We start from the raw sequence: 14,565 nt of genomic DNA on the forward strand, positions 1-14,565 counted from the left end.
GACCTCACCCAGCCCGCCGGAGCCGACGTCCTGCGCGACCTCGTCAAAGGCGCCGACGTCCTCGTGCAGAACCTCTCCCCCGGCGCCATGGACCGATTCGGCCTCGGCTACGACGAGCTCAGCGCCATCAACCCCCGCCTGATCATGGCTTCAGGCACCGGCTTCGGATCCTTCGGCCCCTACGCCGGCGAATCCGCCATGGACCTCACCATCCAAGCCCGCAGCGCCATCATGAGCACCACCGGCTTCGCCGACGGCGCCCCCGTCCGCACCGGACCCTCGATGGTGGACTTCATGGCCGGGACGCACATCCTGGCCGGCGTGCTCGCCGCGCTGTTCCAGCGGACACACACGGGGCGCGGCCAGCACGTCGAGGTCGCCCTCCAGGACGCCGTCGTCCCGTCCCTGACCTCCAACATCGCCGGACTCCTCAGCAAGAACACCGCCGACTTCGAACGCACCGGCAACCGCCACGGCGGCATGTCGGTCACGCCCTACAACGCGTACCCGGCCGCGGACGGTTGGGTGACGGTGCTCTGCCCGACCGACAAGCACTGGGACCGGCTGCGGGGCGTGATGAACGACCCGGCCGCCGACGACCCGCGGTTCGCCACCATGCCCGGCCGCTGCGAGCACATGGACGAGGTGGACGCCGTCGTCGGCGCCTGGACCCGGACGCGGAGCAAGGACGAGATCGTCGCCGCGCTGAAGGACCTCAAGATTCCGTGCGCGCCGGTGGTGACCCTGCCGGAACTCCTGGAGGACCCGCACATCCGCGAACGCGGCGTGCTGCGCACCGTCGAGGACGAGCAGGGCTCGTTCATGACTCTCGGCAGCCCGCTCTTCCTCTCCGACTCGCCCATGGTCGAACCCACCCGCTCCGGCGGACTCGGCGAGCACACCGACCAGGTTCTCTCCGACGAACTCGGCCTGTCCGCCGACGACATCGCAAAGCTCCGCGACGCCGGAGCCATCTGACCATCGCTCACACGCCGTGAACGAACCAGCCCAACTACCCATGCGGGAGTACCGCGTACGAGCTGCGCGCCCGTGACGCGACACGACAGAAGGAGCGACAGCACGTGAGCGCTGAACCTGATCTGAGGATCCGGCATGTGGCCCCGGCCTTCCGCACGTTCTGCGGTGAGGGAGCACTGGATGCCCTGCCGCGAGAACTGGCGCGGGTCGGCGCACGCCGCGCGGTGATCATCTGCATTCCCGCGGTGGCGGCGCACACCGAGGCGATGGGCCGTGTCCATGAGGCGCTCGGTGAACGCCTCGTCGGGCAGTTCGACGGGGTCGAGGAACACAGCCCTCTGCCCTCGGTCGAGCGTGCCAGGGACTTCCTGGCCGAGCACGAGGCGGACGCGGTGATCGCCATCGGCGGTGGCTCGTCGGTCGTCACGGCCCGCGCGGCCACCATGCTGCTGGGCGAGGGCAAGGACGTACGGCAGCTGTGCACCCGGCGGGAGGACGGCCGGCTCGTGAGCCCGAAGCTCGCCGCGCCGAAGCTGCCGCAGTGGGTGGTGCCGAGCTCGCCGACCACGGCCTTCGCCAAGGCGGGTGCCGCTGTACGCGACCCGGAGACGGGGGAGCGGCTCGCGCTCTACGACCCGAAGGCCCGGGCCCAGGGTGTCGTCCTCGACGCGGGGATGGCGCTCACCGCGCCCCCGCGGCTGAGCTGGTCGGCGGCCCTGAACATCTTCTCGATGGCGGTGGAGGGCCTGCAGTCCCGTCAGGTGGATCCGCTCGCCGACGCACAGCTGGCGCATGCGCTGCGCACCGTCGTGACCTGGCTGCCACGGGTCGCGAAGGACCCGGAACTGGCGGCCCCGCGACTGCAGTTGATGCTTGCGGCGATCATGAGCGGCCAGGGGAGCGACCACACCGGCGGCGGACTCGCGCAGGCCCTGTCGCACGCCATCGGGCCGAGGTCCTCGGCGCCCAACGGCGTCGTCGAAGCCCTGCTGCTGCCGCACGCCATGCGATTCAACGCGAGCGTCGTCCCCGGCCGGCTCGCGGCCATCGGGGAGTACTTGGGCCTTGTCGACGGCAGCGCGGAAGCGGCCGTCGCGGAGGTCGAGCGCCTCCTGGACGTCTTCGAGGCGCCTCGCCGCCTCCAGGACATCGGTGTCGAGCAGGAGTCGCTCGCCGAGGCGGCCTCCCACGCCATGGACGACTGGGCCATCACCGCAGGGCCGCGCCTTCCCGAGGAGCAGGACGTCCGCGAGTTGATCAACGGCGCTTGGTAGCAGCCGAATCCCCCATTGCGAACCGTTACGACGATTGACGATCACAGAGGAAGTGCGATGACAACGACGGAAACCCCGCAGGGCGACAGGATCGGCAAGGAACTCGCCACCGGCAAGTTCACCGAAGAGATGCTGACGAGCATGCGGAACCTGATCGGTACCGAGCTGCGCACGGACGCGTGCGTGAACAATGAATACGCCACCCGACTGGCCATCCTGCGGTTTGCCGAAGGCATCGGTGACGACAACCCGTTGTGGACGGACGAGGAGTACGCGGCCAAGGGCCCGTTCGGCGAGATCGTCGCCCCGCCGAGCTTCATCTTCGCCTGCCTGGGCTCGGTCCAGGTCGGATGGCGTGGTCTCGGCGGGTTCCACGCCGAGACCGACGTGACCTTCCACGCCCCGATCCGCGTCGGAGACAAGATCACGGCACGTGTCTGGTTCGACGGTTTCGACGACCCGGTCGAGAGCGCCTTCGGCGGCCGCCGGATCAAGGACTACCTGCGTCAGGAGTACTGGAACCAGGACGGTCAGCTCGTCGCGAGGTTCATCTGCTCGCGGATGCGCTTCGAACGCGGCGAGATGCAGAAGCGCCGCAGCTCGCGGGCGATCGAGCTCCCGCATCCGTGGACGGGCGAGGAGCTCGAGAAGATCGAAGAGGACATCCTCAACGAGGCCCCGCGCGGTGCTGAGCCGCGGTACTGGGAGGACGTCCAGGTCGGCGATGAGCTCGACACCCTGACCAAGGGCCCGATCGGGCTCACCGACGAGATCGCCTACGTGGCTTCCGGTGCCGCACCGATCCCGCGCCTGTCCGCGCACGGCGTGGCGCTGCGCCGCTACCGCAAGCACCCGAAGTGGGCCTTCCGCGACCCCAACACGCAGGCCCTCGAGCCGGTGTACTCGGTGCACTACAACGACTACGCCGCTCGGCTTCAGGGCGCGCAGATCGCCTACGACGTCGGCATCCAGCGCACCTGCTGGCAGCTCCACACACTCACGCACTGGATCGGTGACACCGGCTCGGTGAAGGCGATCCACGGTCAGTACCGGGCGCACGTCTACCTGTCGGACGTCGTCCGGCTGGGCGGCAAGGTCGTGGGCAAGGAAGTCGACGCTGACGGCGACGCCGTGGTGCACCTGGAGACCTGGGCGTACAACCAGCGGGAGCAGAACTGCATGCCGGGCACGGCGGCCGTCGCTCTGCCGCGGCGCCTGGCGGCGGAGGTGTGACACCGGCACACCTTGCCGGTCCGTCAGATGTGTGAGCAGTGGGGGGTCTTCGTACCAGTACGCACTGGTACGAAGACCCCCCACTGCGGCATGGGCGTCACCACTGCATTGCCTCGCCCTGAGGCGTTGACACCGCCGTGCAGGTGTCCGTAGCGTTACAGACGTAATAACGATCGCTAGTTCTTATATACGAACAATGGCTGCTGTGACAAGGCTCGAGGAGTGTGTTCGGTGATCGAACGCGACCAGATCTTCATCAACGGCAAGTGGGTGCCCTCGGCGGGCACCGATGTCATCGAGGCGATCAATCCGGTAACCGAGGAGGCCGTCGTCACGATTCCGGCCGGGACGGCAGTGGACGTCGACGCCGCCGCCGAGGCAGCCGCCGCGGCCTTCCCTGCCTGGTCGAAGACCACGGTCGAGGAGCGTGCGGGATTCCTGCGCAAGCTCGCCGAGCTGACGGAGAAGCGCTCCGACGAGATCACCAGGGCCGTCGTCAGCGAGATCGGCCAGCCCTACGCGATCGCCGCCGAGGCCCAGGGGGCCTCCGCCGTCACGGACCTGGTGAGCATCGCCGACAGCCTGCCGGGGATCACCTGGCAGGAGCAGGTCGACCACACCGTCGTCACCCGGGAGCCGGCCGGCGTCGTCGGCGCGATCACGCCGTGGAACGGCCCCATGCGGATGGTCTGCATGAAGGCCGGCGCGGCGATCGCGGCCGGGTGCACCGTCGTGCTCAAGGGCACCGAGGTTGCACCGCTCAGCTCGTTCATCTTCGCCGAGATGGCCGCCGACGCGGGCTTGCCCGACGGGGTGTTCAACCTCGTGTCCGGGACCGGCCCCGAGGTCGGCGAGGCCATCGTCACCCACCCGCTGGTCGACATGGTCTCCCTCACCGGATCCGTCCGGGCAGGCCGTCGGGTGATGGAGCTGGCCGCCCAGGGCGTGAAGAAGGTCGCTCTCGAACTCGGTGGCAAGTCGGCGAACGTCATCATGGAGGACGCCGATCTGGCGCGGGCCATCGAAGTCGGCATGGAGGATGCCTTCCGCAACTCCGGTCAGGTGTGCGGCGGGCTGTCCCGGGTCCTCGTCCCTCGCTCCCGGCTGGCCGAGGCCGAGGAGATCGCCGTCCGCAAGGCCGAGAGCTACGTCCTGGGCGACCCCTACGACCCTGCCACCACGCTCGGCCCGGTCGCCAACGTCCACCAGCGTCAGCGGATCCGCGACTACATACAGTCCGGACTCGACGAGGGCGTGCGCCTCCTCACCGGCGGCCCGGACGCCCCCGAAGGACTCGACCGCGGCTTCTTCGTTCGGCCCACCGTCTTCTCCGGCGACAACACCTCGCGCATCGCGCGCGAGGAGATCTTCGGCCCGGTCGTGGTGATCATCCCGTTCGACGACGAGGACGACGCCTTCCGGATCGCCAACGACACCGACTACGGACTCGCCGGAGCGATCTGGGCCGGGACCGACGAGCGGGCCCGCGGCCTCGCGGGCAGGCTGCGCGCCGGACGCATCCGCATCAACGGCTCCCCGGTCAACCAGCGCGCTCCGCACGGCGGCTTCAAACTCTCCGGCATCGGCCGCGAGTTCGGCCGCTACGGCATCGAGGAGTTCCTCGAGTACAAGTCCATCGGCTGACCGGGAGATCGACATGATCACGGTCAACGCCCGTTCGGACGCGGGCCCTGACGAGACGTTCAAGCCGATGGCGCTGCAGCGCAGGGACGTCGGACCGGGCGACGTCCTGATCGACATCGCCTACTGCGGTATCTGCCACACCGACGTCAGCCGCGCACGCAGCGAGTTCGGCCAGACGCACTACCCGCTCGTCCCCGGCCACGAGATCGCCGGCACCGTCTCCGCCGTCGGCTCCGAGGTCCGCAAGTTCGCGGTCGGAGACCGGGTCGGAGTCGGGTGTCTGGTCGACTCCTGCCGGGAGTGCGACTACTGCCGCGCAGGCATGGAGCCCTACTGCCGCAACGGACACATCCGCACGTACAACTGCCTTGACCGTACTGGACAGTTCACCCAGGGCGGCTACAGCGAGAAGATCGTCGTCGACGAGGGCTACGTCCTCCGGATCCCGGACGGTATCCCGCTGGAGGAGGCCGCCCCGTTGCTGTGCGCTGGGATCACGCTGTACTCCCCATTGCGGCACTGGAAAGCCGGGCCGGGCGTCAAAGTCGCCATCATCGGCTTCGGCGGACTCGGGCACGTAGGAGTTCCGATCTCGGCGGCACTCGGGGCGCACACCACAGTCTTCGACCTCACGATGGACAAGAAGGCCGACGCCTACCGCCGTGGAGCCGACGACTACCGGCTGTCCACGGACCCGGCGATCTTCACCGATTTCGCCGGTGCCTTCGACCTCATCCTCTCCACGGTGCCCGCGAACCTCGACTACGACGCGTTCCTGGAACTCCTCGCGCTGGACGGGACGTTCGTGAGCCTCGGCGTCCCGAAGGAGCGCCTCTCACTCGACGTGTTCTCGCTGCTGAACAACCGGCGATCGCTCGCGGGCACCCTGGTGGGCGGCATCGAGGAGACGCAGGAGATGCTCGACTTCTGTTCCCGAAACGGGATCACCCCTGAGGTCGAGGTCGTCGCTGCCGACGAGATCGACGCGGCGTACGACCGGGTCGCAGCCGGGGACGTCCGGTACCGGTTCGTCATCGACATCGCGACGATGGCGGCCGGCTGAGCCAGCGAGTCGGTGACACGGCTATCTCGACAACACCACAACGAAGTGGAAAGGCCGTCCATAGATGACGACCAAGTGGGTCATAGACGCCGTGAAACTCGGCGAGCTCCGTGACGTCCCGGCCAAAGAGGTCTACCTCGACGACCACAGCCCTCGGGTCATCAGCATGCCGCTGGTGATGTTCGTCCTGAGGTCGCGCAACCGGACCGTGGTCGTGGACACGGGCGGCCCGGCCGACGAGGAACAGATCCGTCGCAGGATTCCCTACGGGTACGTGGTGGGCAAGGGGGAGCACGTGGGGACCGCGCTCGCCCGTCTGGGGGTGCGTGCCGACGACGTCGATCTGATCGTCAACACTCATCTGCACTGGGACCATTGCTCGAACAACGACGCGTTCCCCAACGCCGAGATACTCGTCCAGCGCGCAGAACTGGGACACGCCACCGGACCGTCCCCGGAACCCACGGGCGCCTACGGGATTCACGGCGACGCGGTGCCGCCCTTCGCCCGGTGCCTGGAGCGGATTCGCCCCCTCGACGGCGCGAGCGAGATCGCGCCCGGGCTTGGCGTCCTGCCACTGCCGGGACATTCACCCGGGTCGCAGGGGGTACGCGTCGACACGGGCGAGGGCACCTTCGTCATCACGGGTGACTGCGTCGACACCTTCGACAACTGGGACAACGCGGGAGCCGAACTGCCGCTGCCATCCGGCCGGTTCACGGACCTCGACGCCTTCCGCGCCAGCCTCGCTCACCTCAAGGGCACCGGCTGGACACCCCTGCCCAGCCACGATCACACGGTGGTCGAGAAGGCGGCCTTCGGCTACTGATGCCCCTCGGGCTCTCCAGGAGGATCGATGACGTTGCCCGACCAGCAGGATCAGCAGCAGACCGTACGGACGACGTCTGTGCCCACTCGCGACGGCAAGCAGATGCGCCGCATCGCACTGGCGGGTTTCACCGGCACCGTGATCGAGTTCTACGACCTGACGTTGTACGCGGTGGCCGCCTCCCTGGTGTTCGCCGGTGTTGCGACGACCGGTTGAATCCGCCCTGCCCGGACTCTAGCTGGCTCGGCGGTACTCGTTGATCAGGCCTGCGACGGCTTGGTGGCGTTCGATCCGGGTTGTGGGCAGGGGAATGATGTCGGGGTCGTCGTGGGGCGCGAGCTGGTTGCGGCCCTGGTGGGGCCGGTGGCTGTTGAAATGGCGGGCGTAGTCGTGGAGGAGCTTCTCGGGTGGCCGCGGTCGATCAGCAGCACCCGGTCGGTGCACTCCTCCAGTGCTGAGCGCACGAACCGCTCCGCGTACGGGTTGCAGTTGGGGCTGCGTGGGGGGATCTTGGCCACGGTAATGCCCTCACTCGCGAACACGGCGTCGAATGCGGTGGTGAACTTCGCGTCGCGGTCGCGGATGAGGTGGGTGAAGGAGGCGGTGCGGTCGCCGAGTTGCCACAGCAGCTGGCGGGCCTGCTGGGTGGCCCAGGCGGCGGTGGGGTGGGAGGTGACGCCAAGGATGTGGACGGTGCGGGTGCGTACTTCCATTGACGAACAGGGCGTACAGCCGCTGCAGTCCGATAGTGTCGAGATGAAAGAGATCGGTGGCGAGCAGGCCGCTGGTCTGGGCCTTGAGGAACGCGGCCCACTCGCGGCGCACGGGATGGCGGCGCGGCGCGGGGCCGACCCCGGCCGCGCGCAGGACCCGGCGGACGGTGGCCGCGCTGACCTTGTGCCCCAGGCGGCGCAGTTCGCCGTGCACGCGCCGGAACCCCCACAGGGGATTCTCTGTGCCGAGTCGGAAGATCAGGTCGCGGAGCTCGTCTGGCAGGGGTTGGCGTCCTGCCGACGGCGGCTGCGTCCACTTCTTCTTCACCAGGCGCTGATGCCAGGCGAGCAGGGTGCGTGGGGAGACGATCCGGTGCCCGCGAAGCGCCCGGGGGAGCAGCCGGGCCAGGGCGGGGAGCAGCGCCCGGTCCGGCCAGCTGGATTTGGGAGCGGGGACCTGGCGGCGCAGCACCGCGACCTCGTGCCGCAGGATCAGTATCTCCCGGAGGACTTCCCAGACGGCGGAGGCGGCGACCTTGATGCCCAAAGCCGCGAGTTCGCCGTGGATTCGGCGATACCCCCAGGAGGAATTCTCGTGGGCCAGGCTCAGGACCAGCGCGCGGATCGAGCGGATCGTGGTCGGACGTCCGCGCCGCTTTGGCACGCAGGTCGCGGCGTGGCGTCGTTTGAGCAGGTCGCGGTGTCACCGCAAGATCGTGTCCGGGCCTACCAGCAGCAGGAGGTGGCGCAGCTTGTCTATCGGGAGGTGGTGGAGCAGGCCGACGAGGATTACGCGATCGGTGTCGGTGAATGAGGGCTTGCTGACCTGGTGTTGCAGCACCAGTAGTTGGTGCCGCAGTGCCAGGATCTTGATGCCTTTGTCCCGGTCGCTCATCGGCAGCAGACGCAGGAGGGCGAAGGCGTTGGTCGCGGCGAGGTAGGCCAGGCGCAGCAGCACGACGGATCATGATGCCGCCCGGCCCCTGTCCACGTGAAGATCGCGGGGCGAGCGGCGGGCATGGCCAGAGATCGTGATCAAGGCCGGCACCTGGGCGGATGATTTATCGGCACCCGCAGAGGTGCCGACAGAGACTGGACCCGCCCGGCGGACTTCCCCGTCTACGCCATGACCAGCCCTTCCCGTCGACAGAGGAGCCCACAGATGTCCCGCACGTAGTCTGCTGCCGTTCGGGCCGTGCTGGAAAACTCCGAGAGCGCCGTGGTCCTTGTCTGCGGCGTTGCTCGCTGCCCCCTTCCCGCCCGCGGCCCAGGCCCTGAACGCGCGCCCGATTCCGGCCGAGGCCGCCCCGGCCGAGGAACTGGCAGCGCTGGCTGCACAAGCTGATCGAGAGGCTGCTGGCCTGGGAGCCGGCCGAGCGGTTCGAGTACAGCAGGAGTGAGGGAGTCCGGACAGGAACGCCGGTCGGCCGTCCGCCATGCGGTCCGGCCCCTGGGGTCAGCCGAAGCGCTCGATGCGGATCCGCTCCACGGGCTGGCCCAACTCGGCGAGGAGCCGGGAGGCGTGCTCCGCGAAACCGTTGGAGCCGCAGACGTACGCCTCCCAGCCCGCAGCCGGCGGCTGCTCGAGGTACGGCTCGAGGTGGGCGGCCGAGAGGCGGCCGGGGCGCACTCCGGGCGGAGCGGTACGCGTGAAGAAGGGGGTGGTCTCGTCCCCGTACTCGTCCCCGTAGATCAGGTCTTCGGGTGCGCGCGCCGAGACCAGCAGGCGTATCGGGACGGTCAGTCGGCGCCGGCGGTGGTGGCGGACCATCGACATCAGCGGTACGACGCCGGAGCCGGCGCCGAGCAGCAGCGCGGGCCGGTCGCCGGGCCAGGCGAAGAACCCGCTGAGCGGGCCGCGCACCTCGACGGTGTCGCCGGGCCGGGCGACTTGGTGGAACCATCCGGACACCTCGCCACCCTCGACATGGTCGAGGGTGAGCTCGACGTGGCCGGTGTCGTCGGGCGGTGAGGCGATGGAGTAGTGGCGCTGGGCGACGTAGCCGTCGGCGGCCGTCAGGCGCAGCATCAGGTGCTGGCCGGGCAGATGACCCGCCCAGCCTGGCACGGCGAACCGGAACGTCGAGGCGCGCGGCGTCTCGCGGAGGATTTCTACGAGGCGGGCCGGCTGCCAGGTCGCCGCAGCGCGGTTGCTCACGGCGATCCGCCCCGGCACGGCGAACCGGGTCGGGGGCGTGAAGGTCTCAGTCACCGGCGTACCGCTCCTCGTTCCAGGGGTTTCCGCGTGCGTGGTAGCCGTTCTGCTCCCAGAAGCCCGGCTCGTCTTGGTCGAGGATGCGCAGGCCCGCGATCCACTTGGCGCTCTTCCAGAAGTACAGGTGCGGTACGAGGAGCCGTGCCGGACCGCCGTGTTCGGGGGCCAGCGGCTTGCCGTCGAACTCCCAGGCGATCCAGGCGCGGCCGCCCGTCAGGTCTGACAGCGGAAGGTTCGTCGTGTACCCGGTGTGTGCGTACGCGACGGCGTGTGTGGCGGAGGGGTGGGGGCGTGCGAGGTCCAGGAACGTGTCCAGGGACACCCCGCCGAACCGCACCCCGAACTTCGACCAGCTGGTGACGCAGTGGATGTCGCCTTCGTACGCGGATGGCGGAAGCGCGTGCGCCTCGTCCCAGGACCAGGTGCATCCCTCGGCCACCAGGCCGTCGATGCGGAACGTCCAGTCGGCGGGCGTGAGGTGGGGGGTGACTTCGGCGGACAGTACGGGCCAGGAGTCCCCGGCGTCGTACTGGCCGGGTGGCAGCCGCGGATCGCGGTCCTCCGCGCGGGAGCGTCCGGTGAAGCCTCGGGTGACGGTCATGACAGAGCCTCTACGTCTGACAGGGCCTCGAGGTCGGCCAGGGCGGCGGTCTCGTCGAGTGTGGTGAGCGCGCGGTCGCGCATCAGCACGCGCCCGTCGACGACCGTGTCGCGCACGTCGGAGGACTGGGCGGCGTAGGCGAGCATCGACCACGCGTCGTGGCGGGGCGTGAGATGCGGCCGGTTGAGGTCCAGCACGATCAGGTCTGCGCGCTTGCCCGCCTCCAGGGAGCCCAGATGCGCGTCGAGACCCAGCGCGCGGGCGCCCTCGATCGTCGCCATGCGCACGGCCTGCTCGGCGCCGACCGCCGTGGGGTCACCGCCCGCCTTGTGCACGAGTGCCGCCTGCCGCACCGCTCCCAGCAGGTCGAGTGTGTTCGAGCTGACCGCTCCGTCCGTGCCGAGGCCGACGGTCACACCCGCGCCGAGCAGCCGGGGCACGGGAGCGATCCCGCAGCCGAGCTTGAGGTTCGACACCGGGCAGTGGGCGACCGACGTGCCGGTGCGGGCCAGCGCGACGATCTCCGGTCCTGTGAGATCCACGGCGTGGGCGAGCAGCAGGTCGGGGCCGAGCAGGCCGAGTGAGTCCAGCAGCTCCACGGGCCGCTTGCCGTGCGCGGCCTCGACCGTGGCGACCTCGGTGGCGTTCTCCGCGGCGTGGATGTGCAGCAGCGCGCCGAAGTCCCGGGCCAGCGTGGCGATGTCCGTGAGCTGGTCGGGGGAGAGGGTGTACGTCGAGTGCGCGAAGAGGATGGGCCGGGTACCGGGCCGTGCCGGGCGTGCTGCCAGGTCGCGGCGGGCCCACTCGAGCCGGTCCTCGTACGCGATGCCGTCGGCGGGGTCCGGTACGTCCATGAAGGTCGGGCCGGTGTGCAGGCGCCAGCCCGACTCCTGCGCGACGCGCTCGGCCGCCTCGTGGAACCAGTACATGTCCAACGCCGAGGTCACTCCGGCCCGGACGCTCTCGGCGACCGCGACCCGTACCGCCGCCGCGACGTTCCTCGGCGACAGCAGCTCGCTCTCCCAGCGGATCACCCGTTCGAGGAAGCCCTGCAGCGTCACGTCGTCGGCGCGGCCGCGCAGCAGCGTCATCGCCAGGTGTGTGTGGGTGTTGACAAGGCCGGGCAGCACCAGACAGCCGGTCGCGTCGAGGGTGTCGGCGGCCGCGTACCGGGCGCACAGTTCCTCGGCGGGCCCGACCGCCAGGATCTCGCCGTCGTGCACGGCGACAGCCCCGTCGCGCACGAGGGTGCCCGCGTCGTCGACCGTGAGGATGTCACCGCCGTGGACGAGGAGGTCGGCAGCGACGCTCACGCCTCGTTCGCCTCCTCCGCCAGCAGCCGCAGCGCCTCCAACGAGACGACGGCGCCGCGCTCCGTGCCCTGCGCCACGACCTCGCGGTGGGGGTTGTATCCGCCGGTGGCTTCTTCGTCGACCAGTTCGTCCGCGTTCGCGCCGTCCACGACGAGCACGCCGCCCGCGACGAGCCCACGCAGCGAGGCGGACACGAGCAACGCGGACAGCTCCATCTCGATGGCGGCGAGCCCGGCCCTGTCGTACGCGTTGAGGGGGATGAGGCCCGGCTGGAAGGCGGCCCTGGTCCACACGATGCCCCGGTGGTGCGGGGCGCCCGCCTCGCGTGCCGCGCGCTGGAGTGCGAAGACCGCCTCGGGCGCGGACACGGCCGGGTACTCGGGCGGCAGCAGCTGCTGGGTCACGCCGTCGTCGCGCACGGCCGCCTCCGCGATCACGAGGTCGCCGTCGGCGATCCCGGGCTTCATCGCGCCCGCGGTGCCGAAGCGCAGGAACGTGCGGATCCCCGCGTCCGCCAGCTCCTGGAAGAGCAGGATCGCGCCCGGCGCACCGACCCCGTGCGAGGCGACGGTGACCGGCAGGCCCTTCCAACTGCCGCTGAACACCCGGTACTCGCGGTGGTACGAGACCTCCTCGGCTCCGTCGAGCAGTGCGGCGACGGCCGCCGCACGCGCCGGGTCGCCGACGACCAGGGCGCGCGGGGGCAGGCCGGTGCGGGGTATGCGGGTGACGGGCAGCAGATCCTGCGTCATGAGGTGGCTCCAGAAGAACGGGTGGTACGGGCGGTACGGCCACGGCGCCGGGCCGTGGTGAGGAAGAGGGCGCCGAGCGTGACGACGTACGGCGCGGCGTCGGTCGCCTGCTGCGGCAGGCCGAGGCCCTGGAGGCGGAAGCCCGCGGCCTCCGCGAGGCCGAACAGCAGCGCGGCGAGCAGCACGCCGAGCGGCAGGGCGCGGCCGAGCATGACGGCCACGACGGCGATCCAGCCGCGCCCCGCCGTCATGTTCTCGGAGAACAGCGTGACGTTGCCGAGGGCGAGCTGGGCCCCGGCGAGCCCGCACAGCAGCCCGGACACCAGCACGGCCGCGTACTTGTAGCGGACGGGGCTCACGCCGAGTGTCGCCGCGGCGTCCGGGGCCTCGCCGACACCCCGCAGGCGCAGACCCCACACGTGCCGCGAGAGCAGCACGGCGGCGACCGCCACGGCGGACCACGCGAGATACGTCAGCGGCGAGAAGCCTCCGACGAGCGGGAGTCCGGCGAGGTCCGGGTCGTCGAAGGTGCCCTGCACCCCGAAGACCGTACGGAGAAGGAAGCTGGTCAGGCCCACGGCGAGGAGGTTCATGGCCACGCCCAGGACCACCGCGTCACCGCGCAGCGTCACCGCGCCCACCGCGAGGATCAGCGAGTACGCGGCGGAGGCCAGTGCGGCCGCGAGCACGCCGAGCCACGGGCTGCCGGTGAACCAGCTGGTGGACACGGCGGTGAAGCAGCCCACGAGCATCATGCCCTCGAGGCCGATGTTGAAGACGCCCGCGCGCTCGCACAGCGCACCGCCGAGCGCGGCCAGCAGGATCGGCGTGAGCGCGCGCAACGCCGACATGAGGAGATCGGAGTCGAGGAACATCAGGCGAACTCCCCCTGAGTGACGGGCTCCCGGTCGGCGCTCTTCCGCCTGCGCGGGAAGCGCAGCCGGGCCGCCAGGAACACGATGACAATGGCCTGCAGCACCTGGGTCAGCTCGCGCGGCACCTCCGTGGTGCGCTCCATCGAGAGCCCGCCGACCTGCAGCACGGCGAAGAAGAACGACGCGAGGGCCGTGCCCAGTGGGGCGGCGGCCGCGAGCAGAGCGGCGGTCAGACCCGTCCAGGTGTAGCCGGGTGCGGTGAGCGCGCCGTCGACGAAGCGGTACGGGAAGCTCAGCACGCCGATCCCGCCGACGAGCCCCGCCAGCGCGCCCGACGTCGCCATCAGGCGCAGCGTCAGCCCCTTGCGGTCCACGCCCGCGTAGGCGGTGAAACGGGAGTTGAGGCCCGTCATGCGGATCTCGTAGCCGATGGCCGTACGGGAATCGGTGAACCAGTACGCGGCCGCGGCGAGCACCACCAGCAGCAGCCCGGCGGTCACGGTCGACGAGCCGAACGCGGGCAGCGCCACGCCCTCGGGCAGCTGGCGCGTCTGCGGGAGGCTGGAGCCCGGCTCCTTGAGCGGATAGCGGACCAGATAGGAGGCGAGGCTGGTGGCGGGGTAGCTGAGCAGCAGGCTACTCACGAGGAGCGGAACGCCGAAATGGTTCTCGCACAGGGCGGCGAGCGCGGCGTACGCGGCGCCCGCGGCCATCCCGGCGAGCAGCGCGAGCACCACGGTGAGGGGCGCCGGCAGCGGCGAGTACAGCCCGGTGACGGCGGCGGCGATGCCGCCCAGCACCAACTGCCCGTCCCCGCCGAGGTTGATGAGCCCGGCGCGCAGGGGGACGGCCAGCGCGAGCGCCATGCCCAGCACACTGGTGCCGGTGCTCAGCGTCGCCCCGATCCCGTCGGCCCCGAGCGATCCGGTGATGACGGCGCCGTATGCGGCGAGCGGATCGGCACCCGTGCCGATGAGGAACAGGGCGCCGATGACGACTCCGGCGAGGACGGAGAAGGTGACGGGGGAGCGGAGGGCCTTCGATATAGCGGCCAGGTCCGATGTGCGGGCCATGT

At 70.3% G+C, this 14,565-nt stretch carries 14 protein-coding genes and 2 pseudogenes; 7 read left to right on the forward strand and 9 right to left on the reverse strand.

Annotation, left to right across the window (positions count from 1 at the left end; translation table 11 throughout):
- The 7 genes from ABT009_RS36915 to ABT009_RS36945 all read left to right on the forward strand — a co-directional run.
- On the forward strand, positions 1 to 978 hold a 978-nt coding region (locus ABT009_RS36915; RefSeq protein WP_351305289.1), incomplete at its 5' end, for a CaiB/BaiF CoA transferase family protein.
- Between the two features lie 104 nt (positions 979 to 1,082).
- Positions 1,083 to 2,252, forward strand: a complete 1,170-nt coding sequence (locus ABT009_RS36920; protein ID WP_351305291.1) for an iron-containing alcohol dehydrogenase family protein — start codon at positions 1,083 to 1,085, stop codon at positions 2,250 to 2,252.
- A gap of 57 nt (positions 2,253 to 2,309) precedes the next feature.
- On the forward strand, positions 2,310 to 3,485 hold the full coding sequence (locus ABT009_RS36925; protein ID WP_351305293.1) for an FAS1-like dehydratase domain-containing protein: 1,176 nt from the start codon (positions 2,310 to 2,312) through the stop codon (positions 3,483 to 3,485).
- 231 nt (positions 3,486 to 3,716) lie between these two features.
- On the forward strand, positions 3,717 to 5,129 hold the full coding sequence (locus ABT009_RS36930) for an aldehyde dehydrogenase family protein (protein WP_351305295.1): 1,413 nt from the start codon (positions 3,717 to 3,719) through the stop codon (positions 5,127 to 5,129).
- A gap of 13 nt (positions 5,130 to 5,142) precedes the next feature.
- Positions 5,143 to 6,192 (forward strand): NAD(P)-dependent alcohol dehydrogenase, encoded by a 1,050-nt coding sequence (locus tag ABT009_RS36935; RefSeq protein ID WP_351305297.1) that lies wholly within the window; start codon positions 5,143 to 5,145, stop codon positions 6,190 to 6,192.
- Between the two features lie 64 nt (positions 6,193 to 6,256).
- The gene (locus tag ABT009_RS36940; protein ID WP_351305299.1) at positions 6,257 to 7,021 is read left to right on the forward strand and encodes an N-acyl homoserine lactonase family protein; all 765 of its coding nucleotides are present in this window, start codon (positions 6,257 to 6,259) and stop codon (positions 7,019 to 7,021) included.
- Between the two features lie 27 nt (positions 7,022 to 7,048).
- Positions 7,049 to 7,237 (forward strand): hypothetical protein, encoded by a 189-nt coding sequence (locus ABT009_RS36945; RefSeq protein ID WP_351305301.1) that lies wholly within the window; start codon positions 7,049 to 7,051, stop codon positions 7,235 to 7,237.
- Positions 7,238 to 7,281: 44 nt separating this feature from the next.
- Here the strand turns inward: ABT009_RS36945 and ABT009_RS36950 are convergent, their stop codons facing one another.
- The 9 genes and pseudogenes from ABT009_RS36950 to ABT009_RS36990 form a co-directional block, all read right to left on the reverse strand.
- Positions 7,282 to 7,734 (reverse strand): integrase core domain-containing protein, encoded by a 453-nt coding sequence (locus tag ABT009_RS36950; protein ID WP_351305447.1) that lies wholly within the window; start codon positions 7,732 to 7,734, stop codon positions 7,282 to 7,284.
- A gap of 187 nt (positions 7,735 to 7,921) precedes the next feature.
- Positions 7,922 to 8,206: pseudogene (locus ABT009_RS47545) on the reverse strand (integrase core domain-containing protein); the annotation flags it as partial.
- A gap of 27 nt (positions 8,207 to 8,233) precedes the next feature.
- Positions 8,234 to 8,692 (reverse strand): annotated as a pseudogene (locus tag ABT009_RS47550) (integrase); the annotation flags it as partial.
- A 498-nt stretch (positions 8,693 to 9,190) separates the two neighbouring features.
- Positions 9,191 to 9,946, reverse strand: coding sequence for a ferredoxin reductase (locus ABT009_RS36965; protein ID WP_351305304.1), 756 nt, complete (start codon positions 9,944 to 9,946; stop codon positions 9,191 to 9,193).
- Positions 9,939 to 10,550, reverse strand: coding sequence for a sulfite oxidase-like oxidoreductase (locus ABT009_RS36970; RefSeq protein ID WP_351305305.1), 612 nt, complete (start codon positions 10,548 to 10,550; stop codon positions 9,939 to 9,941). The genes ABT009_RS36965 and ABT009_RS36970 overlap by 8 nt, the downstream gene beginning before the upstream one ends.
- Complete coding sequence (locus tag ABT009_RS36975; RefSeq protein ID WP_351305307.1) at positions 10,547 to 11,863, reverse strand: amidohydrolase; 1,317 nt, start codon at positions 11,861 to 11,863, stop codon at positions 10,547 to 10,549. Before ABT009_RS36975 ends, ABT009_RS36970 begins: the two co-directional genes overlap by 4 nt.
- A complete protein-coding gene (locus tag ABT009_RS36980) occupies positions 11,860 to 12,615 on the reverse strand; it encodes a nucleoside phosphorylase (protein ID WP_351305309.1) in 756 nt (251 codons plus the stop codon). Before ABT009_RS36980 ends, ABT009_RS36975 begins: the two co-directional genes overlap by 4 nt.
- A complete protein-coding gene (locus tag ABT009_RS36985; protein ID WP_351305311.1) occupies positions 12,612 to 13,490 on the reverse strand; it encodes an ABC transporter permease in 879 nt (292 codons plus the stop codon). Before ABT009_RS36985 ends, ABT009_RS36980 begins: the two co-directional genes overlap by 4 nt.
- On the reverse strand, positions 13,490 to 14,563 hold the full coding sequence (locus tag ABT009_RS36990) for an ABC transporter permease (RefSeq protein WP_351305313.1): 1,074 nt from the start codon (positions 14,561 to 14,563) through the stop codon (positions 13,490 to 13,492). The genes ABT009_RS36985 and ABT009_RS36990 overlap by 1 nt, the downstream gene beginning before the upstream one ends.
- Between the last annotated feature and the right edge of the window lie 2 nt (positions 14,564 to 14,565).

The sequence above is a fragment of the Streptomyces sp. NPDC002896 genome, assembly GCF_040295225.1.
GTDB lineage: Bacteria > Actinomycetota > Actinomycetes > Streptomycetales > Streptomycetaceae > Streptomyces.